Here is a 24719-nt window from a genome sequence, read left to right as displayed (position 1 = left end):
GCAGGGGTTAGCCTGACCCTTATGGCTGGAGCGGCGAAGGCGATGGATCGGGCTCAGCGCCGGTTTCCGCCGGTCGCGTTCCCGATCGCCGTCATCTACAAGTTCTACGAGGACCAGGGCAACAACCTCGCCGCGATCATCACCTACTACGCCTTCGTCGCGGTCTTCCCGATCCTGCTGCTCGCCTCCTCGATCCTCGGCTTCGTGCTGGAGGGCAACCCGGCCCTGCAGGAGGACGTGCTCGACACGGCGCTGGCGCAGTTCCCGATCATCGGCGACCAGCTCGGCCGCAAGGAGCTCACCGGATCGACCGGCGCGATCGTCGTCGGTGGTCTGGCGGCCCTCTATGGTGCGCTCGGCCTCGGCCTGTCGATGCAGAACGCCGTCAACACCGCCTGGTCGGTGCCGCGCAACAGCCGGCCCAACCCGATCCTGCTGCGGGTGCGGTCGCTGTTCATGCTCGCCGCCGGTGGCCTGGCCATCCTCTCGGTCACCGCGCTGTCGCTGGTGCTGAGCCACACCGACTTCCTCGGCTTCAAGGCGGTCGACGTCGGCTACTGGCTGGTGATCTTCGGCACCGTCCTGATCGTCACCGGGATGCTGTGCGTCGTCTTCCGGATGGCCACGACCCGCGACCACTCGCTCGCGCACGCCCTCCCGGGGGCGTTCACGTTCGGCCTGCTGTGGCAGGTGCTGCAGTACTTCGGCGCGGAGTTCGTCCAGCACGTGCTCGCCGCCACCCGCGGCATGAACCAGACCTTCGCGCTGGTCCTCGGTCTGGTCGCGTTCCTCTACATCGCCGCGCTGATGGTGGTGATCTCGATCGAGGTCAACGTCGTCTACTCCCGCCACCTGTGGCCGCGGGCGCTGCTCACCCTCTTCACCGACGACGTCGAGCTGACCGAGGCCGACCGTCGCGCGTACGCGAGCTATGCCCTCATGCAGCGCCACAAGGGCTTCGAGACGGTCGCAGTCACCTTCGACGGCCCCGACGGCAACACCCACGAGATCGTCATGGACCCCTCCTGGCTCCGCAAGACCGCGCGGAGGATCCGGCGCCGCGACGAGTTCAGCCGCCCGCTGCCGCCGACCAAGCCGCCGCCTCCGGTGCCGCCGGGCAAGCTGCGCGCGGTGCCGCACCCTGACGAGGGCGAGCGGCAGCGGCGTACGGGGCCTTAAGGCCTTCTCCGCAGCGGCACGAAGCGATACCAGCCGTGGCTGCTGAGCCGCACCGTGCCCGTCGGGTTCCTCTCGGCCAGCATCATCAGGCCGGCGACCGGCACCACCATCCGGCCAGGAGCGGCGAGCTGCTCGATCAGCTCCTCTGGCAGCGCCTGGGCCTCGGCGGAGACCAGGATGCGGTCGTACGCAGCGTCTTCGGGCCACCCGAGCACGTCGGGTTTCGCCTGCTCGATGCGGGCCCACGGTTGGTCGGTCGCGGCCAGGTTCCGGCGGCCGAACCGGACCAGGGACGGCTCCAGCTCGACCCCGACGACCATTCCCTCGGGGCCGGTCAGATGCGCGAGCAGCGCAGTGGTCCAGCCCGATCCGGAGCCGACGTCGAGCACCTTGTGGCCCGGTGCGACCTCGAGGAGACGGAGCATGTCCGCCACGGTCCGCGGCTGTGAGTTGGTCTGCCCGTGGCCGATCGGGAGCGGCTCGTCGAAGCCCGCGAAGTCCCGCTCCTCGGGCGGCAGGAAGCCCTCCCGGGGAATGGCGGAAAATGCAGAGCGGACCGCGTCCACGTACCCCAGTCAAGCACGTATGGTCTGCCCCATGACTGAGTCGCCTGAAACCCCCGCTGAGCTCGTCCACCTCGACGTCGTCGACGGAGTCGCCACCATCACCCTCGACTCGCCGGCCAACCGGAACGCGCTCTCCCGCCAGCTTGTCACGGAGCTGTTCGAGGCTCTGCACGCGGCCGACAAGGACACCTCGGTCAAGGCGGTGGTGCTCCAGGCGACGGGCACCGTCTTCTGCTCCGGCGCCGACCTCTCCGAGGCCGCGACGGTGCCGATGGAGGAGGGCACCCGCGGGATCGTACGTCTCCAGCGCACCATCGTCGCCCTGACCAAGCCCGTGGTGGCGAAGGTCCAGGGACCTGTGCGGGCCGGTGGCCTCGGGCTCGTCGCCGCAGCCGACATCGCGATCGCCGCCGACACCGTCTCCTTCGCGCTCACCGAGGTCCGCCTGGGCCTGGCCCCCGCCGCCATCTCCCTCTCGATCCTGCCCCGGATCGACTCGCGCGCCGCCTCCCGCTACTTCCTCACCGGCGACAAGTTCGACGCCGCCGAGGCCGCCCGCATCGGCATCCTGACCGCCGCCGTCCCCGCCGACTCCCTCGACGACGAGGTCGCCGCCATCACCTCCTCGCTGCTGGAGGGATCGCCTCAGGGCCTGCGCGAGACCAAGCGCCTCATGGTCCGCGGCCTGGTCGAGCACATCGACGCCGGCGGCGAGGAGATGGCCGCCCTCTCCGCTCGCCTCTTCGGCTCCGACGAGGCCCGCGAGGCGATGACCGCCTTCCTGACGCGGAAGAAGTAGTCCAAGAAAATGAGAACGGCGTGAGGCAACCATCCTGGCCTCCCACATGGTCAGGGTGGGCATGACGACGGATGCCATCGTGCCGACCCGGCGTGAGCGTGAGGTGAGCGTCGCGGCGGTCGACTTCGACGACTTCGTCGCGGCGCGCTCGGGTGCGCTGCTGCGTACCGCGTATCTCCTCACACGTGACCACGCGCTCGCCGAGGATCTGCTCCAGACGGCGCTGACCAAGGCGTGGTTCGCCTGGTCGAAGATCGAGAATCACGAGGCGTACGTCCGCAGGATCCTCGTCAACACCTACACCTCGTGGTGGCGACGGAAGTGGAACGGTGAGCAGGCCGTCCTCGAGTTCGTCGAGAACTCCGTAGATCATCCCGAAGAGGGCGCCCACGATCTGTGGACCGCGCTCGGGAGGTTGCCGCGCCGCCAGCGCGCGGTCGTCGTCCTCCGCTACTTCGAGGACCTCACCGAGGCCCAGACCGCCGATCTGCTCGGCTGCTCCGTCGGGACCGTGAAGTCCCAGACCTCCAAGGCCTTCGCCAAGCTCCGCATCGACCCCGCCCTCGCTCCGGTGCAGGAGGAGAACTGATGAACACCATCGAAGACCTCCGTACGATGCTGGCCGCTCACGCCGACCAGGCCGGCGCTCCGACGGTGGCGCGCAGCGTGGCTGTTCGTGTGCGGATCCAGCAGGTTCGTACGCGGCGGGCGGCCGCAGCGGCCGTCGTCGCCGCCGTGGTCGTGGCCACTGGCCTGGTGGCGCTGATGCCCGGCTTCGCCCGCGTACCCGTGGCGGGGCTGCCGGGGGAGGTGAAGGCCCTGCACTTCACCTACCAGCTCGCCGATACCGAGGCGCTGGAGGTCGGTCCCGATCATGATCAGATCGAGGTGCCCACGCCGAGCGACGACGGACAGTGGGGAGTCGTCGTACGAGGAACCGGCCTGGGCGCAGGCACCGCCACAGTCTTCATCAACGACGAGCCGGTGCTGCGGATCAGCGGCGACGAACGCTCGGCGCTGCACCCGATCCCGTTCCATGCGGGCGGACACATCACCGTGAAGGCGACGAACGCTCCTGACGGTGGCGAGGTGTCACTGGGCCTCTACGAGAGGACCGGGGGCATCGCGGGCGATGCGGTGAGCCACGCAGGACGGATATTTCCGGCTACCTACGGCGGCGCGTCGCTCCTCGGCGGCGAGTTCGGCGATCCGGACGACACGGTGGTCCGCTACTCGTTCTACGCCAGTGGCCGACCGATCGTGGTGGCACCGGTCTGCATGGACCCGACGGGCATGTTCGAGGTCAGCTATCAGATCGACGGGAAGACGGTCGGAAGCGGCGGCTGCAGCGCGGACTCGTTCGTCATGCCGACGCCTGATCTGGCGATCAGCCAGCTGTGGCAGCCGGACGGATCGCTGTCGCCCGGCCGTCACACCGTGAAGCTGGTCGCCATGCGCCGGGACGGATCGACCAACCCACCGGAGCATGTCGCCGTCCTCATGGGGATCGCGGTCTACGAGGCCGGGGAGCAGATTCAGGTGGGTGCCACGAAGATCGACGAGATCACCGAGCACGACGGTCGGCGCTGGCAGTTGGACCGGGTCATCCCGATCTCGAAGACCCGTGCGTTCTCGACCGAGATCGCCACCGGCGATCGCCCTGCCCTGGTCGGCTATCAGACCTGTGGCGGGTCCGTCACGATCCGCGCGACGTCCCGAGAGCTCGGTCGACGCACGGACGGTTCGACCTCCACGGACAACGCCGGGGGCTGCGGCTTTCTGGTCGGCGACCAGCTGTTGGCGTACGACACGTACGACGTCGCTCTGGAGACGGCCGAGGACGACCTCGCGAGGAGCGGCAACAGCCACGGCACCTTCGACGGAGCACTGGTGGTCTACCGTCCGGTCGACTGATGGCACCTGTGCCCGCGTTACCCCACGTCGGGGTAGAGTTGTCTCCTTGCCGTGCGCCATGGGGGGCGCACGGCGGGTGTGGATCTTTGTGACGGGGGAACATCCAGTTGAACGACAAGCTGGCTGAGCGCGAGATCGCTCAGGAGCAGGGGTTCGTAGATCGTGTCTACCTCCAGCTGGGGGAGTCGGCGCGCGCTGCGCAGGAGCTGGCCAACGAGGGCCGCGACCGTGGGCGCCTGGGACACGAGGGCGGGCTGGTCGAGCGCGACGCGTTCGCCTTCCAGGCGGCGCGACGGATCGCGCAGCTCGACGCTGCCCACGAAGGGCTGGTCTTCGGCCGCCTCGACCTCGACCCGGAGGTCGACCCCGAGCCTCGTTACGTCGGCCGCATCGGCCTGCGCAACGCCGAGCGCGACTCGCTGCTGATCGACTGGCGTGCCCCGGCGGCCGCGGTGTTCTACCAGGCCACCGCGGTCGAGCCGAAGTCGGTGATCCGGCGCCGCGTGCTCCGCTCCGAAGGCCAGACCGTCGTCGGGATCGAGGACGAGCTGCTCGACGCCGAGGCGCTGGAGCGTTCCGGCGCCGACCTCCCGATCGTCGGCGAGGGTGCGCTGATCGCCCAGCTCAGCCGTGCCCGTGACCGCACGATGCACTCCATCGTCGCCACCATCCAGGCCGAGCAGGACAAGGCCATCCGGGCGCCCGGCAAGGGCGTGACCACGATCTCCGGTGGTCCCGGCGTGGGCAAGACCGTGGTGGCCCTCCACCGCGCGGCGTACCTGCTCTACACCGAGCGCCGCCGCTACGAGTCCGGCGGCGTGCTCATCGTGGGCCCGTCGGGCGTCTTCATGCGCTACATCGAGCGCGTCCTGCCCAGCCTCGGCGAGACCGCGGTGGCGCTGCGTTCGCTGGGCGAGGTCGTGGACGGCGTACGCGCGACCTGGCACAACGATCCCGCCGTCGCCGACGTGAAGGGCTCGATCCGGATGGCCGAGGTGCTGCGTCGGGCGTCGCGCCAGCAGGCGCCGGGCTCCCCGCGTGAGTTCAAGGTCTTCTACCGCGACGACTCGCTGCGGCTGGACGGCAAGCGGCTCGGTGAGCTGCGGCGCCAGCTGATGAGCCAGGGTCGCCGCAACCAGCAGCTCCGTCGCGTACCCCAGATGCTCCTCGACATCCTCTGGCGTCAGGTACGCGGTGAGCGCGGCCGCGAGCGAGGCCGCGAGGTCTTCAACGACGAGATGCTCGACAACCCCGCCTTCCTCGAGTTCGCCGCCGCCTGGTGGCCGGCACTCGAGGCGCGCGAGGTGCTCGGCTGGCTGCGTGAGCCCGAGTTCCTGGCTCGCGTCTCCGAGGGGATCCTGACGTACGACGAGCAGCAGCTGCTCCTCAAGTCGTGGGCCGGCCGTGGTCTGACCGACGCCGACCTGGCGATCGAGGACATCCCGCTGCTCGACGAGCTCCGCTACGCGATCGGCGACATCCCCGAGCAGGTCGCCGACGAGCGCGACGCCGACCAGAGCGGCATCGACATCGCCGAGTTGATGACCGCCTCCGACCGTGAGTTCTCCTCGGGTCGGGGCTGGCGGCCGCCGACCTACCGGATCGACGACGACCCGTTCGCCCACATCCTCATCGACGAGGCCCAGGACCTCACCCCGATGCAGTGGCGGATGGTCGGTCGCCGGGGACGTACGGCCTCCTGGACCATCGTCGGCGACCCGGCCCAGTCCTCGTGGCCGGTGCCCGCAGAGGCGGAGGAGGCGCGTGCCAAGGCGCTGGAGGGCAAACCGGTCCATTCCTTCCACCTGTCCACGAACTACCGCAACTCGGCCGAGATCTACGCCTTCGCCGCCGCGTACGCCGAGCGGGTCGGGCTCGACGCCGACCTGCCGACCGCGGTCCGCTCCACCGGCGTCGAGCCGCAGGTCATCGAGCACGCGGTCGACCTGGAGAAGGCCACCCGCGAGGCGGTCGGCGAGATCGCGTCCCAGGTCGGCGGCACCGTCGGCATCGTGGTCCCGGTCGCCCGCCGCTCCGAGGTCAACTCGTGGCTGGCGTCGTGGACGGAGTTCGCGGCCGACGCTCCATCGGCCGCTGCGTCCGCCGCCGACCCCACCTCGGTGCCCTCCGGCGAGGACCGCATCGTCGTCCTCACTGGCCTGGACACCAAGGGCCTCGAGTTCGACGGCATCGTCGTGGTCAGCCCCGACGAGATCGAGCGCGAGTCCGCCACCGGCCGAGCCACGCTCTACGTCGTCCTCACCCGCGCCACCCAGCTGCTGACCACCGTCTCCTGACCTCTGGCCGAGTCGGCGCGTCTGCCCCAAGAACAATCGCCGAGTCGGCGCATCTGTCTCAGACCGTTGAGACAGATGCGCCGACTCGGCGGGCTTCGGCGGGACAGTTGCGCCGACTCGGCTCAGCCGTGGGACGGCTTGGCGTCGGCGGTGACGTCGATGCCCTCGGCGAACTCGACGAGCTGCTTGTCGGTGAGGTCGATGCTCTCCCACACCTGGATGACGACGGTGAGGTCGCGGTAGGCGTACTTGAGCGTCGTCGTGCCTTCGGAGTTGGTGACGATGGTGGCCGGCTGGCCGTTGACGGTGGTGTCGGTGGCGCCCTCGGTGGGCGACGAGGGCGCCTCCAGCATCACGACGATCTTGTCCTGGAAGTCGCTGATGGAGGACGTGTCGTCGGGTCGGGCGACGGCGAGGACGTACTGGTCGGAGCCCTGCAGGACGAAGCCCTCGGGCACCTTCGCCACGGTGTAGCCGGGCACCTGGGTGCCGTCGTAGTCGACGAGGCGTACGTTGTCAGCGGCCTGGGTGATCGGCGTGACCTTGTCGTCGGAGGTCAGGGCGATCCCGCCGAACGCGCCGCCGACCACGAGGGTCAGGGCCGCGCCGCCGAGGGCGGCGCGCTTGATCCGGCGGCGGGAAAGGGCTCGGTGGCCGCGGCGGAGGTCGGCGGCGGTGGCGTCCGTCGGCGAGGCGGCGGGAGTCAGGCGGGCGAGGCGGTCGATCACGTCGTTCATCGGGAGTCTCCTGTCAGTTGGGTGGGGGTGAGCAGCGCGCGGAGCTTGTCCAGGCCGCGCGCCGTCTGGGACTTCACGGTTCCGGTCGAGCAGCTCAATGCGTCGGCGACGTCGTCGACCGAGAGGTCGTGGACATGGCGGAGCACGACCGCTGCACGCTGCCGGGGTGGGAGCTCGGCCAGTGCCGCGACCAGCTCGGGATCGACCATCGCCGGGTCCTCGACCGCAGCCTCGGGCAGCGTGACCGCGCCGTGCTCCCGTCGGAAGAACGGCCGCCTGCGGTGGTCGGTCAGGCAGTTGACCAGGGTGCGCCGAGCGTACGCAGCGGGCTGCTGCGACGCTCGCCCCCAGGCCAGGTAGACCTTGACCAGGGTCGTCTGGACCAGGTCCTCGGCCAGGTGGGCGTCGCCGGCGGTCAGCAGCCGGGCGGTGCCGACGAGCTGCGCTCGGTGGCGGCGTACGAAGGCCTCGAATTCGGCGTCTTGGGAACGTCTCACGCTCTCTCAACGGATCGGGAGCGCCCCCGGGTTGCACGTGGCCCACCATCCGAATCGAATGGGTCGCGCGCGAGCCTGCGGATTAGGCTCATCCCATGACGACCAAGAGCCCTGCCAAGACCGCGATCGAGGAGATCACGGGGCACGAGGCCTGGGCGATCATCCGACGCTCCTCGCGGGCCGGCGACCGGGACACCGTCGGGGTGCTCGCGGGCACGCGATCGGTGGTCGAGTCGCTGCTCGACGTACCTCTCGAGGAGGGCACTCCGGAGCCGGGCAAGGTCGCCGATCGCCTGCTCGCGGTGCCGTTCCGGCAGGTGCGTGAGCGGGGCTTCGAGGCGCACGACGACGGCACCCCGCTGGTGGTCGTCGACGTCGAGCGCGAGTGGGAGTTCTCGGTCGCCGAGGTGATCGAGGCGCTGCCGGACGTGCCGGTCGAGTTCACTGACCGCGGTGGGTTCGACGTGGACGACGACACCTATGCCGACCTGGTCAAGACCGTCATCGAGGACGAGATCGGCCAGGGCGAGGGCGCCAACTTCGTGATCGGCCGCCACTACCGCGCGCAGCTCGACGACTGGAACCACGACCGCGCGCTCACCGTGCTTCGTCGGCTGCTGGAGCGCGAGCGCGGGGCGTACTGGACCTACTGCTTCTTCACCGGCGACCGCTACCTGATCGGCGCCTCGCCCGAGCGGCACGTGAGCGTCCACGGCGGCGACGTACGGATGAACCCGATCTCCGGCACGTTCCGGCTGCCGCGCGACCTGGAGGGGACGCCGGAGAAGATCGCCCACGACCTCAAGGGGCAGCTGACCGACTTCCTGACGGATCAGAAGGAGGTCTACGAGCTCTTCATGGTGGTCGACGAGGAGCTCAAGATGATGTGCGACATCTGCGACCAGGGTGGCCAGGTGCTCGGGCCGTTCCTGAAGCCGATGTCGCGGCTGATCCACACCGAATACCTGCTCGCCGGCCGCTCCGGGCGTGACCCGCGCGAGATCCTGCGCGACACGATGTACGCCGCCACCGTCACCGGCTCGCCGGTCGAGAACGCGTGCCGGCTGATCAAGAAGTACGAGCCGGAGGGCCGTGGCTACTACGGCGCCGCGCTCGCGCTGCTCGGGCGTGACGAGTCGGGCGCGCCCACCGTCGATTCGCCGATCGTGATCCGCACCGCTGATGTTTCTGTCGACGGCCGGCTGAAGGTGAGCGCCGGGGCGACCCTGGTGCGCGACTCCGACCCCGACTACGAGGTCGCCGAGACGCACGCCAAGGCCGGCGGGATCCTGTCGGCCTTCGGGCTGGTCCCGGCCGCGCCCGCACTCGCGCAGGACGTCTCCGAGCTGGTCAACGACGAGGACCTGCTGCTGACCCTGGCTGCCCGCAACCGCCGGCTGTCGTCGTTCTGGCTCACCGACCAGGCCGACGAGGAGCCGTCCGCCCACCTGGCCGGCAAGCACGCGGTGATCCTCGATGGCGAGGACGACTTCGTACGCATGCTGCGCCACATCCTCCGGGTGCTCGGCATGACGTCGTCCGTGGTCCGCCACGAGGACTATGTCGCCGGGGCCTTCGAGGGTGCGGACCTGGTGATCGTCGGACCCGGGCCGGGTGACCCGCGCGATGGTGCCGATCCGAAGATGGCCAAGCTGCGTGCCGCTGTCGCGTCGCTGCTCGACAGCGGGCAGCCGTTCCTGGCGGTGTGCCTCGGCCACCAGGCGCTGTGTCACCAGCTCGGGATCGGGCTGCACTACAAGGACATCGTCTTCCAGGGCACCCAGACCCGGGTCGGCCTCGGGTTCGGCGGGCGGCCGCGGCGCGAGCGGGTCGGGTTCTACAACACCTTCGTGGGGCGGCTGGGATCGACGGAGCTGCCCGCAGGTGTGTCGGTGGACGCCGATCCCGAGTCGGGTGACATCCACGCGATCTCCGGGCCTCACTACGCCGGCATCCAGTTCCACGCGGAGTCGGTCCTCACCGAGCGCGGGTACGACCTCATCCACGACGTCGTCAGCGACCTTCTCGCCCAATGAGCACGCGGGTGGTGGTGGTCGATCACCACGACTCCTACGTGTGGAGTCTCGTCCACATGATCGCGCAGGTCACCAGGGAGATGCCGGATGTCGTCGAGCACGACGAGGTGAAGCTCGACGACCTCGCCGGCTACACCCACGTGGTGCTCTCGCCCGGGCCCGGCCACCCGGCTGATCCGGCGGACTTCGCGGTCGGGCGTGACGTACTCCTGGCGGCGGGGCGGCCCGTCCTCGGGGTGTGCCTGGGGATGCAGGGTCTGGTGACCGCCTACGGCGGCGTCGTCGACCGGGTCGAGCCCGCCCACGGCGAGGTCGCGCAGGTGACCCACGACGGACGCGGGGTCTTCGCGGGCCTCCCGTCCCCGCTCGAGGCGGTGCGCTACCACTCCCTCGCAGCCGTCTCCGTGCCGGAGGTCCTGGAGGTGACGGCCCGGTCCGAGGACGGCGTCGTGATGGGCGTACGCCACCGGTCGCTGCCGCTGGAGGGCGTGCAGTTCCACCCCGAGTCGGTGCTCTCCCAGCACGGTGCGGCGATGGTCGCGAACTTCTTGAACCAGCAGAGCCTGAACCGACAGGGCCTGAGGCAGCGGTGAGCGTCGAGGACCTCTTCGCCGAGGTGGCCGCCGCGCACCCGCGCTGCGTCTGGCTCGACGGCGGTGGCGCGCGCGAGTGGTCCGGCACCCGGTCCCTGATCGGCTGGCTGGAGGACGACGACGTCTCGCTGACGTACTCGGCCGCGCGGCGTGAGGTGCTGCGCCACACCGGCGGCCGTTCCGAGGTCGTCGGCGACGACATCTGGGAGGCCCTCGAGCGTGAGGTCGGCCCGGGGGAGCAGTGGTTCGGCTACCTCGGCTACGCCTGCCGTACGGATCTCCCCGCCGCTCCGTCGCAGGACGTTCCGGACGCGGTCTGGATGCGGCCGTCGCACATCCGCCTCTTCGAGCACGAACTTCTCGGGCAATCCCTGCACTTCTCGGGTGTTGCAATGCCAGAGAAGTGCAGCGATACCCGGTTAACCGGGTATCCCTCCCCGCCGTCCCCCGCCTACCGCGCCGCCTTCGCCCAGATCCAAGAGGCCCTCCATGCCGGCGACACGTACGAGGCCAACCTGACCTACCGCACCACGGTCGAGGCCGAGGCCGACCCGGTGACGACCTATCTGCGGCTCAGAAGCATCAACCCCGCCCCGTACGCCGGGTTCCTCCAGCACGCCGTCGCGGGTCATGCGGCGTGGTTGCTGAGCTCGAGCCCGGAGCGGTACGCGGTCATCGACGAGGACCGCACGATCGAGACGAGGCCGATCAAGGGGACGACCCCGCGGGGCGCCACCGTGGAAGAGGACGCCGCCAACGCGGAGCTGCTGCGGACGGATCCCAAGCTCCGCAGCGAGAACCTGATGATCACCGACCTGCTCCGCAACGACCTGGCGATGGTGTGCGAACCGGGAACGGTGGCGGTGCCGGGCCTGATGCAGGTGGAGTCCTACGAGACCGTGCACCAGCTCGTCACCACGGTCCGAGGACGCCTCAGCGACGGGATCACCACGATCGAGGCGCTGCGCAGGCTCTTCCCCGCCGGGTCGATGACCGGTGCGCCGAAGCTCCGCACCATGGAGGTCATCGAGCGGGCCGAGCGCGACCTGGGCGGCCCGAGGGCGGCGTACGCCGGGGCCTTCGGCTGGATCTCGGGCGACGGCCCCGCTGACCTGGGCGTCGTCATCCGCACCCTGACGACCCACGACACCCGCACCTGGCGCATCGGCACCGGCGGCGGGATCACCGTCAGATCGGATGTCGACGCGGAGGCCGCCGAGGCGCGGTTGAAGGCCGATCGTGTGCGTGCTTCCCTCGGTAGATGATCAATCAGGTGAAAAGACGGCGACACGTTGAGACGGCGGTCGTTGTCTATTGGATCGTTCATAAAACGAGGACTACCGTGGACTCATCATGGCGACCATCGACGACAAAGCCCTGCCACATGTGATCGTGCTCTTCGGTGCGACGGGTGATCTGGCGCGCCGCAAGCTCCTGCCCGGCCTGCTCCGGCTCAACGAGGCCGGGCTGATGACGGATGCCCAGATCGTCGGCACGTCCCTGGAGGAGATGTCCGACGAGCAGTTCGTCGCCTTCGCTCGCGAGGCGTGCGAGGAGTTCGGCAAGGGGGACATCACCGACGAACGGTGGAAGGCGTTCGCGGGGATGCTCTCCTACGTCTCCACCAAGGAAGGCCCGCACGCGCTCGCCGACGCGGTGAAGCTCGCCGAGAAGAAGCTCCAGGGGGTCGCCAGCGACGTACGCCGCCTCCACTACCTCAGCGTCCCGCCCAAGGCCGCCCAGGACGTGATCCGCCAGCTCGAGGAGGCCGACCTCGTCGAGCGCGCCCGGATCATCATGGAGAAGCCGTTCGGCACCGACCTCGAGTCGGCCAAGGAGCTCAACGCGAAGATCCACGAGGTCTTCACCGAGGAGCAGATCTTCCGGATCGACCACTTCCTCGGCAAGGAGGCCGCGCAGAACATCCTGGCCTTCCGCTTCGCCAACGGTCTCTTCGAACCGATCTGGAACCGCAACTTCATCGACCACGTCCAGATCGACATCCCCGAGACGCTGGGCCTGGAGGGACGCACCGCGTTCTACGAGAGCACCGGCGCCTACCGCGACATGGTCGTCACCCACCTGATGCAGGTGCTGGCGTTCATGGCGATGGAGCCGCCGACCACCCTGGCTCCCGGCCCGATCAGCGAGGAGAAGAACAAGGTCTTCCGCTCGATGCAGCCGATCAAGCCGAAGAACGTCGTGCGCGGTCAATACTCCGGCTACCGCGGCAAGAACGAGGTCGCCGACGACTCCGACACCGAGACCTTCATCGCGCTCAAGGTCACCATCGACAACTGGCGCTGGGCCGGCGTGCCGTTCTTCCTGCGCACCGGCAAGAAGCTCGCCGAGGGCGCGCGGATCATCTCGATCGCGTTCAAGGAGCCCCCGCTGACCATGTTCCCGGCCAACTCCGGCGCCGGCACCCAGGGTCCCGACCACCTCACCTTCGACCTGGCCGACCAGTCGAAGATGTCGCTCTCCTTCTACGGCAAGCGCCCCGGCCCCGGCATGAAGCTCGAGAAGCTGTCCATGCAGTTCTCCACCCAGGACACGACCTCCTCGACCAGCGTCCTGGAGGCGTACGAGCGTCTCATCCACGACGCCATGCGCGGCGACCACACGCTCTTCACGACCGCCGAGGGCATCGAGACGCTCTGGGAGATCTCCCAGCCGCTCCTCGACAACCCGCCGCCGGTGCGCCTCTACGCGCCGGGTTCGTGGGGTCCCAACTCGATCCACCAGCTGATCGCCCCGCACGCCTGGCGGCTGCCGTTCGAGCGCTCCTGGCGGGAGACGAAGAAGAGCTAGCTGGCTACGGCGCGTTGGCGCTGAGCTGCTCGAGCAGAGCCTGGGCGGCTCGGTCCATGGCCTTACCGTCGTAGGGCTCCAGGTCCACCGAGTTGAAGCTCTGGATCAGTGCGCCGTTCTGGACGAATCCGGTGACGGCGTACGAGCTGACGCCCTGCTGCTTGACCAGCCGGGCGTCGTCGGCCCCCGAGACCTCGGGCTCGCTGACCTCGCCCGACTGCACGTCCATGGTCTTCCACGCGTCCGCGAGGGTGCCCTTGAAGGGCAGGTAGTTCAGCTCGTACGCGGTCCCACCCGACTCCTCGGGCAGCAGCGCACAGCGGGGTGCCGCCGAGGTGCCCTTCTCGACACGGAGCTGGGCGCCGAGGGCCTTCTCGACGGGAGCGATGTCGAGCCCGTCGCACGGGTTGAACGTCTCCTGGGCGGAGTGGTCCGAACCTGATGCCGACGCGGACGCGGAGGGGGCGGCGGTGGGCTCCCCGGTTCCGCAGGCAGCGAGAGACAGCAGCGCCAGCAGACCGGGCGCCAGGACGGCGTATCTCAATGGTCCAACCCTTCATTCTTCGACACGGCCGCGGGCGGTTCGGTCGGCCGGGGTGAGGCCGAGCCGGGCAGACGGAGGGTCATCCGTGCGCCCCCGTACGGTGAGCGGGCCGCGGAGACGGACCCGCCGGTGCGCTCGGCGACCTGACGGACGATAGCGAGGCCGAGCCCGGACCCGGGCATCGAGCGTGCCTCGGTGGAGCGGTAGAACCGGTCGAAGACGTACGGGATGTCGTCGTCGGCGATGCCCGGTCCCTCGTCGTCGACGCTGAGCACGCCGTTGCGGAGCGAGACGTGCACCGTGCCGGACGCCGGCGACCACTTGGCGGCGTTGTCGAGCAGGTTGGTGACCGCACGCTCGAGCGAGCTGGCGTCGCCCATGACCCACCACGGCGTCATCTCCTCGGAGAAGGTAACCGACGGCGCCCTCAGGCGCACCCGCGAGAGCGCCCGGTCGACCACGTCGGAGAGGTCGACCGTCTCCAGCGTCGGCTCGGCCGGCTCGTCGCGGGCCAGCTCGACGAGGTCGCCGATCAGGTTGGTGAGCTCCTCGATCTGGGCGCGGATGTCGCCGAGCAGGTCGGCCCGCTGCTCGCCCGAGATCGAGGCGTCGGCCTGGGTGAGGAGCTCGACGTTGGTGCGGAGTGAGGTCAGCGGCGTACGCAGCTCGTGGGAGGCGTCCGCCACCAGCTGCCGCTGCCGGTCCCGGGACGCGGAGACCGCGGACAGCATCCGGTTGAACGAGGTCGCCAGCCGGGCGATCTCGTCGTCGCCCTCGACCGGGAGCGGGGTCAGGTCCTCGGTGGTCGCGATCCGGTCCACCGACGCGGTCAGGCGCCGCACCGGACGCAGACCGCCTGCTGCCACGACCCACCCGGCGAACGCTGCCGCGACTACTCCGGCGCCGCCGAAGAAGAGCACGACGAATCCGAGCCGTTTGTACATCGCCTGCTGCGGCTCTAGTGATTGCGCCAGCATCAGCGCCTCGTCCGTGCCCGAGATGGGCACCGTGGCAGCGCGGAACACCTCGCCTTTGTCGGTGGTGATCGTCCGGACGGCGTAAGGCTCCTTCCTCTGCGCGACGTACGCCTCCGCTGCGCCGGGGACGGGGAAGTCGTCATCGGCTCGCTTCTGAGGATTCCAGTAGTCGCCGTTCTGGCCGACCGACATGAGCGCGATGTCGCCAGCGTTGAGTGCGAAGACCGGGAAGTAGCTGCCGTCCCGGGCATCGTGGATGTACTGCGGGTTCGAGGCAGCGGCGTGCGCCCGCTTCAGCAGCGACTCATCCATGTTTGCCTGCAGCTGGATGCGTACGACGAAGTAGAGCCCGATCGCGATCATCGCGATCGAGCCCGCGACGGCGAGGGTGGTCAGCAGGGTGACCCGGCCCGCCAGGGAGCCGCGGTAGCGCGAGCTGGTGGCCGTCGCGGTCACGGCGCTGCTCACGGCTCCTTCAGCACGTAGCCGATGCCGCGTACGGTGTGGATGAGCCGGGGCTCGCCATCGGCCTCGGTCTTGCGGCGCAGGTAGCCGACGTAGACCTCCAGCGAGTTGGCCGTGGTCGGGAAGTCGTAGCCCCAGACCTCCTCGAGGATGAACGACCGGTCGAGTACGCGGCGGGGCCGGCGCAGGAACATCTCCAGGAGCGTGAACTCGGTGCGGGTGAGCTCGATCGCCCGATCGCCCCGAGTCACCTCGCGGGTGGTGGTGTTCATGGTGAGGTCGGCGAAGGACAGGGTCTCCTCGTCCTCCTCGCCGATCGGGGCGGCGCGGCGCAGCAGCGCACGCAGCCGGGCGAGCAGCTCCTCGAGCGCGAACGGCTTGGTGAGGTAGTCGTCGGCGCCGGCGTCCAGGCCGTCGACCCGGTCACCGACGGCGTCGCGCGCGGTCAGCACCAGGATGGGTACGTCGTTGCCCGCCGCCCGCAGCGCCTTGGTCGCCTCGATCCCGTCGAGGCGCGGCATCATCACGTCCATCACGACCACGTCAGGACCGTGGTTGGCGATGCCGGCCAGTGCCTCGGCGCCGTCGCCGGCCAGGGCGACCTGGTAGCCGTTGAACTCCAACGACCGGCGCAGCGACTCGCGCACGGCCTTGTCGTCGTCGACGACCAGCACGTGCGGCTTCTCGCCGGGGCCGTCGCTCGGGGTGGCAGGGCTGTTCACACTCCTACCCTGCCACCCCTCGCTGAGCCGCCGCTGAGAGACGGCCCGTGTCTTGCTAAGCGTTCTCCTTGCGGAACGTGGAGATGCCCCACCACACCGACAGCGCGAACAGGACCAGGGTCCAGCCGACGCCCCAGCCGATGTCGGCGATGCCGAGGTCACCGAAGAACGAGGCTCGCACCGCGTCGACGATGTGCTTGGTCGGGATGATGTCGGCCAGCGTCTCGAGCCACTGGGCGCCGAAGCTCATCGGCAGGAAGATGCCGGAGAGCAGCAGGATCGGCATGAGCAGCATGTTGGTCACCGGCGCCATCACGTCCTCGCTCTTCACGAGCAGCGCGAACGCGTTGGAGGCGGCGGCGCCGGCGCCACCGATGAGCACCGTGATCGCGATGCCGACGAGGATCCCGACAGGCTTGAAGTCCATGCCCATCACCAGGCCGAGGACGACCAGGATGATCGCCTGCACCAGGATCTGCAGCAGGTCGCGGTAGAGGCGGCCGAAGAGCAGCGCCCCGCGCGAGGCGGGGGTGACCCGCTCCGCCTCGATGACGCCCTCGCGCCACTCGCCGATGAGCGAGAACCCGGCGAACATCGCGCCGAAGACGCCGAGCTGGACGAGCATGCCGGGGACGAACCAGTTGTAGGCGTTGCCACCGAGCTGCTCGATGAGCGGCTCGAGCAGCGGGCCGAAGAGCACGAGGTAGAGGATCGGCTGCATCACGCCGATGAGCACCCAGGCCGGGTTGCGGAGGTTCATCCGCAGCTGCCGGTTGAAGACGACCAACGACTCCCGCAGGAAGCCGGACTTGAGGACGGGCTGCTGGAACTCGGTCATGCCGTGGCCTCCTGGCTCTCGTTGTCGGCCTCGGGTGCGCCCGCCTCGGCGTCGCGCAGGGTGCGACCGGTGAGCGTCAGGAAGACGTCGTCCAGGGTGGGACGGGCGACCTCGATCGACTCCAGCGAGACGCCGTTGGACTCCAGGTCGCGCAGCAGGCCGGGGACTGCCTTCCCGGCGCGCGGCACCCGGCCGCTGACCAGTCGCTCGTCGACCTCGACGTTCTCCGAGATCGAGCCGAGCTTCTCGCGCGCGATCGCGACCTGCTCGTCGGTGGCGACCTCCAGGGAGACCAGGTCGCCGGAGACGGCCGCCTTGAGGTTCTCCGGGGTGTCGTCGGCGACGATGCGGCCCTGGTCGATGACCATCACCCGGTCGGCGAGGGTGTCGGCCTCGTCGAGGTAGTGGGTGGTGAGGAAGACCGTCGCCCCGTGGTCCGTACGCAGCGAGGCGATGTGGTCCCAGAGGTTGGCCCGCGCCTGCGGGTCGAGGCCGGTGGTGGGCTCGTCGAGGAAGACCAGCCTGGGGGCGTGGATGAGCGCCATCGCGATGTCGAGGCGGCGCTTCTGGCCGCCGGACATATTGCGCGGCTTGCGGCGCCACAGCCCGTCGAGCTGGAGCCGCTCGAAGAGCGCCTGCCCGTTCGCGGTGGCGTCCTTCTTGGACATCCCGTAGAGCATCCCGTGGTCGACGACTTCGTCGCCCGCGTAGGCCCCGGAGAAGGTCGATCCGACCTGGGAGCAGTAGCCGATGCTGCGCCGGACCTCGACGGACTGCGTGGCGACGTCGAAGCCGGCCACCGTGGCGGTGCCGGCCGTGGGCTTGAGGAGGGTGGTGAGGATGCGGAGGGTCGTGGTCTTGCCGGCGCCGTTCGGCCCCAGGAAGCCGACCACCTCACCCTCGTCGACGTCGAGGTCGACCCCGTCGACCGCGACGACTTCTTTCTTCTGCTTGCCATGGCCGGAGGCGAAGGTGTGCCTCAGGCCGCGTGCGTGAATCATGTGTCACTCCCTTGTGCGTGCGAGTCCAGACAAGCACGGACCACGGACAACAATCACCCGATTTACCGGGCTATTCAAAGTTGAATACCCGGAGTGCTCAATTTTGATCACCAGTTGTCAAACCAGTTCCGTCCGACCGCCCCGGCTCAGCGGCGCAGCATCTCCCGGTAGCGCTTCCGGTCGGCGTCCATCTGCCACCCGGGGTCGTCATCGGCAGGCGTCCAGCCGGGAGAGTCGCCGGCGAAGAAGTGCTTGCCGCTGCGTACGTCGTCCAGCACCTCCACCAGCCACGACCGCTCGGCGCGGAGCTTGTCGATCTGGAGGTGCAGGCCGGCGACGGTGTGGGGCGGCGCAGTTCGGACGTTCACCCGGGCGGCCGCGTCGAGCTCCTTGATCGTGCGCTCGAGGTTCTTCAGGCGGACGCTCAGGTGCCGGACCGCGGCCGGCCGCTCCAGCAGCGGCATCAGCGAGAACCCCGCGTAGAAGGAGACGCCGTGGTAAGCGTCGACGGCCTCCAGGGATCGGGTGACCAGGCGCTCCAGCTCCGCGCGGCCGCTGTCGCTGATCTCGTAGACCGCGACCGTACGCCCGTTGTCGACCAGGTCGTGCCTGGTCAGATGGCCCTTCTCGGAGAGCGAGGTCAGCGCGTGGTAGATCGAGCCCGGGTTGATGTTGGCCCACTGGTCGACCTGCCACGACATCAGCTCGCGCCGGATCTGGTAGCCGTTGACGGGCTCGAACAGCGCCACCGCCCCCAGCAGCAGCATCCGTGTGTCGTCTCCGGCCATAGGGAGATTCTAGGGGCGGCACGACCGGGCCTCAGTGGGACGTCAGCTGCCAGAGATGGCCGTCGGGGTCCGCGACGACCGCGCGGTACTCGCCCCAGGGTGCCGCCTCCGGCCCGAGCACGCCGCGGCCGAGAGCCGTCGCGGCCGCATAGCGATCCTCGACCTCCTCGCGCGAGCCGAGCTGGATGGTGACCAGGCACTGCTTCAGATCCTCGGGAGCGGGCAGGGTCGCTGCGTCCATCGGCTCGTCCCCGAGCTGGCCGGTGACCCACTTGAACCCGCCGGTCGGGATCATCATCACCTCGCACGTCTCCGACAGCGTGGCGCGGAGCGGCTCGGGGACTCCGTCCTCGGCGGGGTCGCCGGGAGTCTCGAGGCCGAGGCCGTCGCGGAGGAAGACGTGCGACCGGGTCCGGTCGCGGGTGGGCAGGGCGATCGTCGTACGCATCCGGGTTCTCCTCAGTGGCAGCAGCGGTCGGCGGCGAGGGCGTCTCCGGCACGGGTGTGCGCCTTCTCGCGGTCGAGGAGCGCGTTGCGCTCGTGCAGACAGGTCGTCCGGTCGGTGACCGGCGGAAGCGGGATGGACATGCGCACTATGTTAAACATAGTTGGTACTCTTGTGAAGAGAGTTGGGAGGATCGATGCCGAAGAAGCGGACGTACGCCGACCTGGGCGATGCCTGCGCGACCGCGCACGCGATGGATGTCATCGGCGACCGGTGGAGCATGGTGATCGCGCGCGAGCTGCTGCTCGGTCCGCGCCGGTTCGCCGACCTGGCCTCGGCCGTCGTCGGGATCACGCCGGCCGTGCTCACCTCCCGGCTGAGGGCGCTACGGGACAGCGGCGTCGTCGAGCAGGCCCAGCTCGACGACCTCGGGCAGACTCGCGTCTACCGGCTCACCGAGTGGGGGCAGGGGCTGGAGGACGTGATGCGGTCGCTCGGCCGCTGGGCCCAAGGCTCGCCAGGCTTCCCGGTGCCGGAGGGCAGCATGACCCCCGACGGAGTGATCGTCGCGATGCGCACCATGGCTCCCTACGCCGCCGCGCCGGAGTGGGACGACGGCCCGGTCCGGATCGCGATCCAGCTGCACGACGAGCGGCGTCCCGCCGCAGGCGTACGCCGCTACCGGCTGCACTGGGACGAGGACCGTTTCGAGCTGACCGAGGGCGCGGACGATGCGCCCGAGGTGACCGTCTCCGGCGACTCCTCCGCGTGGGCCGGCGTGGTCTTCGGCGGGGAGCCGGTCGGGACGATGAGCGTCGAGGGCGACCGGCGTGCGGTGGAGCGGGTCGCTGCTGCGTACCAGGCCATCGCGTAGCGCCGGATTTCACCGGGACGCCGGGACTTCTGGCACTGACGACGTGTAGTTCGGGCTCACTACTCTCGATGGGATCGAATGACTCGGAGAGGATCGACGTGACCCTGAACCTGACCTACGGGGACCTCGGAGACGCGTGCGCAGCCGCGCACGCACTGGACCTGATCGGCGACCGGTGGAGCCTGATCGTCGTGCGCGAGCTGATGTTCGGGCCGCGCACCGCGCGTGACCTGGAATCATCCGTGATCGGGGTCAGCACCGACGAGCTCAAGGACCGGTTGCAGTTCCTCGAGCACGCCGGTGTCGTGGTCGAGACCGAGCTCGGTTACATCACCAAGACGACGGCCTACGCGCTCACGCCGTGGGGCCGCGAGCTCGAGACCATCCTCGGCGCGCTCGGACGCTGGGCCCACGGCTCGTCCCGCTTCCCCGTCATGTCCGCCGGGATGACGCCGAGCGGCGTGATGGTGGCGATGCGCACGATGGTGCCCGCCGGCAGCGCGACGACCTCCGAGCCGATCAGCGTCGCCTGGGAGCTCACCGACGTACGCCGCCCCGACGCCGACCCGCAGCAGTTCCGGCTGATCTGGAAGGGCAACGACTTCGACCTCGCCGAGGGCACGCTCGAGGACGCCGACGTGACCATCGCGGGCGACTCGACCGCGTGGACCGGTGTCGTCTTCATGGGTTTCCCGGTGGATGCCGCGATCGCCGAGGCCGGGCTCGAGGTCGAGGGCGACCGCGCCGCGCTGGACCGCGTGCTCGGGCTGTTCGCGAACACCCTCGCCGAGGCCAGCTGACCCCGCGCGGCGACCTCTTAGGGGGTCGCCGCGACCGGATCGGCGCAGAAGGCGACCAGCTCGCCGCGGGCCTCGCCCTTCTCGATCATCTGGCCGACGTCGAGGGTGACGTGCTTCAGCTCGCCGAGGGGCGAGCGGATGATGGCGCTCTCCCGGCGCCAGGGCGCGATCGTCGGCGGCGCCACGCAGTGGTGCTGCTCGAGCATCGCGGCGAGTTCGGGCTGCTCCCGCTTCGCCAGCGATCGCGGCTCGGATGGCGTGGTGATGGCAACCAGACAGAAGGCTGCGAGCGCCGTCAGCGCGCAGACCTTCATGGCGACGGCGACCAGCGTGAGCGATCGCGGCGTGTCCGAGTGCACGACGTACCTAACGACCGATCGGTGCCACGGTGACGGCCCCGACCGACACTATGACGAAAGTCCCACCCGGACACCGGGAGCGCACTCGGAGCAGACTCGCTAGTGTCGCGTCATGCCTTCGCGTACGTCGTCCTGGTTCTCCTCGCCCACCGAGGCCGTCACTCGCCTGGGGGACGTCGGCTACCTCGCGGACGACTCGACGGCGCTGACGACCTACCTCGCCGGGGCGCTGGAGAAGCCGGTGCTCATCGAGGGGCCGGCCGGGGTGGGCAAGACCGAGCTCGCCAAGGCGATCACCCGGGCGACCGGGGCTGAGCTGGTGCGGCTGCAGTGCTACGAGGGTCTGGACGAGGCCCGGGCGCTGTACGAGTGGAACTACAAGAAGCAGCTGCTCCGCATCCAGGCGGCCGGTGACGGTCAGGCGTGGGAGGAGACCCACGACGACATCTTCTCCGAGGAGTTCCTGCTGACCCGGCCGTTGCTGACCGCGATCCGCCGTTCGGAGCCCACTGTTCTGCTGATCGACGAGGTCGACAAGACCGACGTCGAGGTCGAGGGTCTGCTGCTCGAGGTGCTCTCCGACTTCCAGGTGACCATCCCCGAGCTCGGCACGATGGCCTCGACCCGCCGTCCGCTGGTCGTGCTCACCTCCAACGCCACCCGCGAGCTCTCCGAGGCGCTCAAGCGACGCTGCCTCTACCTCCACCTCGACTACCCCGACGCCGACCGGGAGCGCGAGATCGTGCTCTCCCAGGTGCCGGGGCTCGACGACAAGGTGGCCCGCCAGCTGGTCGCGGTCGTCGGAAGGCTCCGGGAGCTCGAGCTCAAGAAGTCGCCCTCGATCGCCGAGTCCGTCGACTGGGCGCGCACCCTGATCGCGCTGGAGATCACCGACCTGTCCGACAAGGCCGTCGCCGACACCCTCGGCGTCGTCCTCAAGCACTCCTCTGACGTCGACCGTGCGGTCCGAGAGCTGCGGTTGAAGCGGTGACCCTTCTCGACCGGCACATCGAGTTCCTCGAAGCTCTTCGGGGAGCCGGGCTGCCGGTGTCGCTCTCCGAGGGACTGGACGCGGTCACCGCCCTCGGTCTGATCGGCTGGAACGACCGCACCCAGGTCAAGGAGGCGTACGCCGCGACCCTGGTCAAGCGCGCCAACCAACGGGCCACCTTCGACGGTCTCTTCGAGCTCTACTTCCCGCGGATGGTCGGGTCGGGCGTCGACGCAGACGCCGAGGCCGCCGGGGTGGCGAAGGACGGGCCCGAGGCGCTGGCCGAGTTCACCTCGCGATTGGCCGAGGCCTTGGAGGCCGACGACGTCGAGCTGCTCCGTCAGCTGGCCGCCGAGGCGGTGGCGCGGTTCGGGGCGATGCCCGGACGCGGTCCCGGACTGAGCTCGTGGTCGTCCTACACGGCGTTGCGCCGGCTCTCGACCGACGAGCTCACCGCGCGGCTCATCGAGGGCCTCCAGCAGGGCGGATGGACCGAGGAGGAGGCGGCGCGCGTCGGCACCCGCCGCGTGGACCGGTTCAGCGGCCTGGTCGAGGCCGATGCCCGCCGCCGGATCGCTGAGGAGAAGGGCCCCGAGCAGATCGCCAAGATCGCCGTACGCCCCACCATCGAGAAGCTCGACTTCCTGCACGCGCGGCGCACCGACCTGGAGGCGCTCCGGCGCGAGATCTACCCGTTGGCGCGCCGGCTGGCGACGCGGCTCACCCAGGAGCACCACGCTCGCCGGCGAGGAGCGGTGGACCTGCGGCGTACGCTCCGGTCCTCGATGTCCACCGGCGGCGTGCCCGTCGACCTGAGGTTCCGGCCCAAGCGGCCGCACCGCACCGAGCTGGTGATCCTGTGCGACGTGTCGGGGTCGGTGTCCAACTTCGCGACCTTCACGCTGATGCTCGTCTTCGCGCTGCGCGAGCAGTTCGGCAAGGTGCGTGCGTTCACGTTCGTCGACGAGATCCACGAGGTCACCTCCTACTTCCGTCCCGGTGCCGACCTGGTCGACACCATGACCGAGCTGACGAAGGCGACCGAGCACGCGGCACGCATGGGGCGCACCAACTACGGCCGGGCCTTCTCCCTCTTCCAGGAGCGGCATGCCGACGCGCTCGGTCCGAAGTCGTCGCTGCTCATCCTCGGCGACGCCCGGTCCAACTACTCCGACCTGGCCGTCGACTCGCTGCGCGCGATGGCGGATTCGGCGCGGCACTCCTACTGGCTCAACCCCGAGGTGCGTACGCAGTGGGACGCCGGTGACTCCGAGGCCACGCGCTACGGGTCGATCATCGAGATGCGCGAGTGCCGCAACCTCACCCAGCTCAGCGAGTTCGTCCACGACCTCGCCTGATCGCACCCGCTGGTCGAGCCGCGAGGCCGTCCGCGGCCGAGCGTGTCGAGACCAACACAGTCCCATCGAGCGCGACAGGAGACTGTGTCGGTCATCTCGACAAGCTCGATACACCGCTCGACACGCCTACGCCTAGAGGCTCCGGCGGCTCGACCAGCGGGGGTCACTGCAGCTTGAGGTCCAGCCCGTAGATGATCCGGTCGGCGACGCCGACGGAGTCGGTGATGCACACGACTCGGTCGTCAGCGAGGAAGCGACGCCGGTCGGAGAGGACCGGGGTGCCGTCGGGGATCTGCAGGTCGAAGGTCTCCTGCGGGGTCGGCATCCGCGACTCGATGTCCATGGCGACGGTGGTGACCTTGATGCCGACGGTGGCCAGCATGTCCTTGATCGGCGGCTGCGGCCAGTCGTCGGTCGGGGTGGCCAGCGGGGTGTCGATGACCAGCGGATACGGGATGTAGGCCGTGGTGCGGTATTCGGCGGTGTCGCCGCTGATGAAGAACGTGTAGGTGGTGCTGAGCAGCTCGCTGCGCGGGTCGAGGTCGAAGGCCTCGCCGAGCTTCTCGCCGGCCGCGATGACCTCGTAGGAGTGCTCGACCGAGATGCCGTCGTCCGGGCCGCGCGGCGGCTGGTGGTAGGCCGCGTCCGGCTTCGCCGGGTGGCTGGGGTCGGTGATCAGCATGCTCATCAGGTCGTAGCGGGTCTTGGTGGCGTCGCGTACGAAGACGCCGCGGCCCTGCTCGCTGGTGATGAGGCCCTCGTTGCGCAGCACCGCCAGGCCTCGCCGGATCGTGGCGCGGTCGTAGGGGAAGGTGTCCATCAGCTCGGGTTCGGTCGGTAGACGCTCGCCCGGCAGATAGGTGCCGTCGTCGATCTGGGCCCGCAGATAGTCGGCCACGTGAAGGTATTTCGGCAGGCCGCGCGGACGGGGGTTGCTCATAGAAGAACACGTTACTGAGCCGTACAGATCCCGAATAGCCGCATAGCCCCACCCTTTCCGCCTTGACCCGTTGCAATGAGTGGACATATGGTCGAAGCCGTCTCGGGGCGCTGGGCGCATGGCCCAGCTGTGACACCGGCGTCTCGGGGCACTCAACGACGAGAGCCATCGACATTCCTTGGGGGGAA

Annotated in this window: 26 protein-coding genes; 13 read left to right on the top strand and 13 right to left on the bottom strand. The window is 69.5% G+C overall.

Features of this window, described 5'->3' with window-relative positions:
- Positions 1-21 precede the first annotated feature (21 nt).
- On the top strand, positions 22-1179 hold the full coding sequence (locus tag G5C66_RS05675; protein ID WP_241248272.1) for a YihY/virulence factor BrkB family protein: 1158 nt from the start codon (positions 22-24) through the stop codon (positions 1177-1179).
- Here the strand turns inward: G5C66_RS05675 and G5C66_RS05670 are convergent.
- Positions 1176-1745 (bottom strand): methyltransferase domain-containing protein, encoded by a 570-nt coding sequence (locus G5C66_RS05670; RefSeq protein ID WP_165109997.1) that lies wholly within the window; start codon positions 1743-1745, stop codon positions 1176-1178. The genes G5C66_RS05675 and G5C66_RS05670 overlap by 4 nt on opposite strands.
- 31 nt (positions 1746-1776) lie before the next feature.
- Here G5C66_RS05670 and G5C66_RS05665 point away from each other — a divergent pair, with 31 nt between their 5' ends.
- The 4 genes from G5C66_RS05665 (at position 1777) to G5C66_RS05650 (ending at position 6755) form a co-directional block, all read left to right on the top strand.
- Complete coding sequence (locus G5C66_RS05665) at positions 1777-2544, top strand: enoyl-CoA hydratase family protein (RefSeq protein WP_165109996.1); 768 nt, start codon at positions 1777-1779, stop codon at positions 2542-2544.
- Positions 2545-2605: 61 nt separating this feature from the next.
- Positions 2606-3133 carry a SigE family RNA polymerase sigma factor gene (locus tag G5C66_RS05660; RefSeq protein WP_165109995.1) on the top strand — a complete coding sequence of 176 codons (528 nt, stop codon included), beginning with the start codon at positions 2606-2608 and terminating at the stop codon, positions 3131-3133.
- Complete coding sequence (locus G5C66_RS05655) at positions 3133-4458, top strand: hypothetical protein (protein ID WP_165109994.1); 1326 nt, start codon at positions 3133-3135, stop codon at positions 4456-4458. Before G5C66_RS05660 ends, G5C66_RS05655 begins: the two co-directional genes overlap by 1 nt.
- Positions 4459-4565: 107 nt before the next feature.
- On the top strand, positions 4566-6755 hold the full coding sequence (locus G5C66_RS05650) for a HelD family protein (RefSeq protein WP_165109993.1): 2190 nt from the start codon (positions 4566-4568) through the stop codon (positions 6753-6755).
- A 122-nt stretch (positions 6756-6877) separates the two neighbouring features.
- Here G5C66_RS05650 and G5C66_RS05645 read toward each other — a convergent pair whose 3' ends face one another.
- Positions 6878-7492, bottom strand: coding sequence for a hypothetical protein (locus G5C66_RS05645; protein ID WP_165109992.1), 615 nt, complete (start codon positions 7490-7492; stop codon positions 6878-6880).
- Positions 7489-7989, bottom strand: coding sequence for a SigE family RNA polymerase sigma factor (locus G5C66_RS05640; protein ID WP_165109991.1), 501 nt, complete (start codon positions 7987-7989; stop codon positions 7489-7491). Before G5C66_RS05640 ends, G5C66_RS05645 begins: the two co-directional genes overlap by 4 nt.
- Before the next feature lie 95 nt (positions 7990-8084).
- Here G5C66_RS05640 and G5C66_RS05635 point away from each other — a divergent pair, with 95 nt between their 5' ends.
- The 4 genes from G5C66_RS05635 to zwf all read left to right on the top strand — a co-directional run bounded on the left by G5C66_RS05635 (position 8085) and on the right by zwf (position 13429).
- Positions 8085-10025 carry an anthranilate synthase family protein gene (locus G5C66_RS05635; protein WP_165109990.1) on the top strand — a complete coding sequence of 647 codons (1941 nt, stop codon included), beginning with the start codon at positions 8085-8087 and terminating at the stop codon, positions 10023-10025.
- On the top strand, positions 10022-10618 hold the full coding sequence (locus G5C66_RS05630; protein WP_165109989.1) for an anthranilate synthase component II: 597 nt from the start codon (positions 10022-10024) through the stop codon (positions 10616-10618). The genes G5C66_RS05635 and G5C66_RS05630 overlap by 4 nt, the downstream gene beginning before the upstream one ends.
- Positions 10615-11883 carry a chorismate-binding protein gene (locus G5C66_RS05625; protein ID WP_165109988.1) on the top strand — a complete coding sequence of 423 codons (1269 nt, stop codon included), beginning with the start codon at positions 10615-10617 and terminating at the stop codon, positions 11881-11883. Before G5C66_RS05630 ends, G5C66_RS05625 begins: the two co-directional genes overlap by 4 nt.
- 88 nt (positions 11884-11971) lie before the next feature.
- A complete protein-coding gene (zwf, locus tag G5C66_RS05620) occupies positions 11972-13429 on the top strand; it encodes a glucose-6-phosphate dehydrogenase (RefSeq protein WP_165109987.1) in 1458 nt (485 codons plus the stop codon).
- A gap of 4 nt (positions 13430-13433) precedes the next feature.
- Here the strand turns inward: zwf and G5C66_RS05615 are convergent, their stop codons facing one another.
- The 8 genes from G5C66_RS05615 to G5C66_RS05580 all read right to left on the bottom strand — a co-directional run bounded on the left by G5C66_RS05615 (position 13434) and on the right by G5C66_RS05580 (position 19352).
- Positions 13434-13973, bottom strand: a complete 540-nt coding sequence (locus G5C66_RS05615; protein ID WP_165109986.1) for a hypothetical protein — start codon at positions 13971-13973, stop codon at positions 13434-13436.
- Positions 13970-15418 carry an ATP-binding protein gene (locus G5C66_RS05610; protein WP_338144075.1) on the bottom strand — a complete coding sequence of 483 codons (1449 nt, stop codon included), beginning with the start codon at positions 15416-15418 and terminating at the stop codon, positions 13970-13972. Before G5C66_RS05610 ends, G5C66_RS05615 begins: the two co-directional genes overlap by 4 nt.
- Positions 15415-16137: a response regulator transcription factor gene (locus G5C66_RS05605; RefSeq protein ID WP_478354314.1), complete on the bottom strand. Its 723-nt coding sequence runs from the start codon at positions 16135-16137 to the stop codon at positions 15415-15417. The genes G5C66_RS05610 and G5C66_RS05605 overlap by 4 nt, the downstream gene beginning before the upstream one ends.
- Before the next feature lie 55 nt (positions 16138-16192).
- A complete protein-coding gene (locus tag G5C66_RS05600) occupies positions 16193-16975 on the bottom strand; it encodes an ABC transporter permease (protein ID WP_165109985.1) in 783 nt (260 codons plus the stop codon).
- Positions 16972-17976, bottom strand: a complete 1005-nt coding sequence (locus G5C66_RS05595) for an ATP-binding cassette domain-containing protein (RefSeq protein ID WP_165109984.1) — start codon at positions 17974-17976, stop codon at positions 16972-16974. Before G5C66_RS05595 ends, G5C66_RS05600 begins: the two co-directional genes overlap by 4 nt.
- A 146-nt stretch (positions 17977-18122) precedes the next feature.
- Positions 18123-18764 carry a PadR family transcriptional regulator gene (locus G5C66_RS05590; RefSeq protein WP_241248271.1) on the bottom strand — a complete coding sequence of 214 codons (642 nt, stop codon included), beginning with the start codon at positions 18762-18764 and terminating at the stop codon, positions 18123-18125.
- 31 nt (positions 18765-18795) lie between these two features.
- On the bottom strand, positions 18796-19212 hold the full coding sequence (locus tag G5C66_RS05585; protein ID WP_165109983.1) for a VOC family protein: 417 nt from the start codon (positions 19210-19212) through the stop codon (positions 18796-18798).
- A gap of 11 nt (positions 19213-19223) precedes the next feature.
- Positions 19224-19352 (bottom strand): DUF899 family protein, encoded by a 129-nt coding sequence (locus G5C66_RS05580; protein ID WP_206443776.1) that lies wholly within the window; start codon positions 19350-19352, stop codon positions 19224-19226.
- A 53-nt stretch (positions 19353-19405) separates the two neighbouring features.
- On the opposite strand from G5C66_RS05580, the gene G5C66_RS05575 reads away from it, so the two are divergent.
- Both G5C66_RS05575 and G5C66_RS05570 read left to right on the top strand, forming a co-directional pair.
- Positions 19406-20083, top strand: a complete 678-nt coding sequence (locus tag G5C66_RS05575) for a winged helix-turn-helix transcriptional regulator (RefSeq protein WP_165109981.1) — start codon at positions 19406-19408, stop codon at positions 20081-20083.
- A 98-nt stretch (positions 20084-20181) separates the two neighbouring features.
- The gene (locus tag G5C66_RS05570; protein ID WP_165109980.1) at positions 20182-20883 is read left to right on the top strand and encodes a winged helix-turn-helix transcriptional regulator; all 702 of its coding nucleotides are present in this window, start codon (positions 20182-20184) and stop codon (positions 20881-20883) included.
- 17 nt (positions 20884-20900) lie between these two features.
- Here G5C66_RS05570 and G5C66_RS05565 read toward each other — a convergent pair whose 3' ends face one another.
- Entirely contained in the window at positions 20901-21242 is a 342-nt protein-coding gene (locus tag G5C66_RS05565) for a hypothetical protein (RefSeq protein WP_165109979.1), read from the bottom strand.
- A 112-nt stretch (positions 21243-21354) separates the two neighbouring features.
- On the opposite strand from G5C66_RS05565, the gene G5C66_RS05560 reads away from it, so the two are divergent.
- Both G5C66_RS05560 and G5C66_RS05555 read left to right on the top strand, forming a co-directional pair.
- A complete protein-coding gene (locus tag G5C66_RS05560; protein ID WP_165109978.1) occupies positions 21355-22233 on the top strand; it encodes an AAA family ATPase in 879 nt (292 codons plus the stop codon).
- Complete coding sequence (locus tag G5C66_RS05555) at positions 22230-23591, top strand: VWA domain-containing protein (RefSeq protein ID WP_165109977.1); 1362 nt, start codon at positions 22230-22232, stop codon at positions 23589-23591. Before G5C66_RS05560 ends, G5C66_RS05555 begins: the two co-directional genes overlap by 4 nt.
- A gap of 163 nt (positions 23592-23754) precedes the next feature.
- Here the strand turns inward: G5C66_RS05555 and G5C66_RS05550 are convergent, their stop codons facing one another.
- On the bottom strand, positions 23755-24531 hold the full coding sequence (locus tag G5C66_RS05550; RefSeq protein WP_165109976.1) for a GntR family transcriptional regulator: 777 nt from the start codon (positions 24529-24531) through the stop codon (positions 23755-23757).
- Between the last annotated feature and the right edge of the window lie 188 nt (positions 24532-24719).

This window comes from Nocardioides turkmenicus (genome assembly GCF_011045035.1).
Lineage (GTDB): Bacteria > Actinomycetota > Actinomycetes > Propionibacteriales > Nocardioidaceae > Nocardioides > Nocardioides turkmenicus.
Note: the sequence above shows the minus strand (reverse complement) of the source record. Positions and strands in the feature narration are given on the sequence as shown.

Coding starts and splice junctions, on each gene's coding strand:
- G5C66_RS05675 (WP_241248272.1), top strand. CDS start 22: ATGGCTGGAGCGGCGAAGGCGATGGATCGGGCTCAGCGCCGGTTTCCG.
- G5C66_RS05665 (WP_165109996.1), top strand. CDS start 1,777: ATGACTGAGTCGCCTGAAACCCCCGCTGAGCTCGTCCACCTCGACGTC.
- G5C66_RS05660 (WP_165109995.1), top strand. CDS start 2,606: ATGACGACGGATGCCATCGTGCCGACCCGGCGTGAGCGTGAGGTGAGC.
- G5C66_RS05655 (WP_165109994.1), top strand. CDS start 3,133: ATGAACACCATCGAAGACCTCCGTACGATGCTGGCCGCTCACGCCGAC.
- G5C66_RS05645 (WP_165109992.1), bottom strand. CDS start 7,492: ATGAACGACGTGATCGACCGCCTCGCCCGCCTGACTCCCGCCGCCTCG.
- G5C66_RS05635 (WP_165109990.1), top strand. CDS start 8,085: ATGACGACCAAGAGCCCTGCCAAGACCGCGATCGAGGAGATCACGGGG.
- G5C66_RS05630 (WP_165109989.1), top strand. CDS start 10,022: ATGAGCACGCGGGTGGTGGTGGTCGATCACCACGACTCCTACGTGTGG.
- zwf (WP_165109987.1), top strand. CDS start 11,972: ATGGCGACCATCGACGACAAAGCCCTGCCACATGTGATCGTGCTCTTC.
- G5C66_RS05600 (WP_165109985.1), bottom strand. CDS start 16,975: ATGACCGAGTTCCAGCAGCCCGTCCTCAAGTCCGGCTTCCTGCGGGAG.
- G5C66_RS05595 (WP_165109984.1), bottom strand. CDS start 17,976: ATGATTCACGCACGCGGCCTGAGGCACACCTTCGCCTCCGGCCATGGC.
- G5C66_RS05590 (WP_241248271.1), bottom strand. CDS start 18,764: ATGGCCGGAGACGACACACGGATGCTGCTGCTGGGGGCGGTGGCGCTG.
- G5C66_RS05585 (WP_165109983.1), bottom strand. CDS start 19,212: ATGCGTACGACGATCGCCCTGCCCACCCGCGACCGGACCCGGTCGCAC.
- G5C66_RS05580 (WP_206443776.1), bottom strand. CDS start 19,352: ATGTCCATCCCGCTTCCGCCGGTCACCGACCGGACGACCTGTCTGCAC.
- G5C66_RS05575 (WP_165109981.1), top strand. CDS start 19,406: ATGCCGAAGAAGCGGACGTACGCCGACCTGGGCGATGCCTGCGCGACC.
- G5C66_RS05560 (WP_165109978.1), top strand. CDS start 21,355: ATGCCTTCGCGTACGTCGTCCTGGTTCTCCTCGCCCACCGAGGCCGTC.
- G5C66_RS05550 (WP_165109976.1), bottom strand. CDS start 24,531: ATGAGCAACCCCCGTCCGCGCGGCCTGCCGAAATACCTTCACGTGGCC.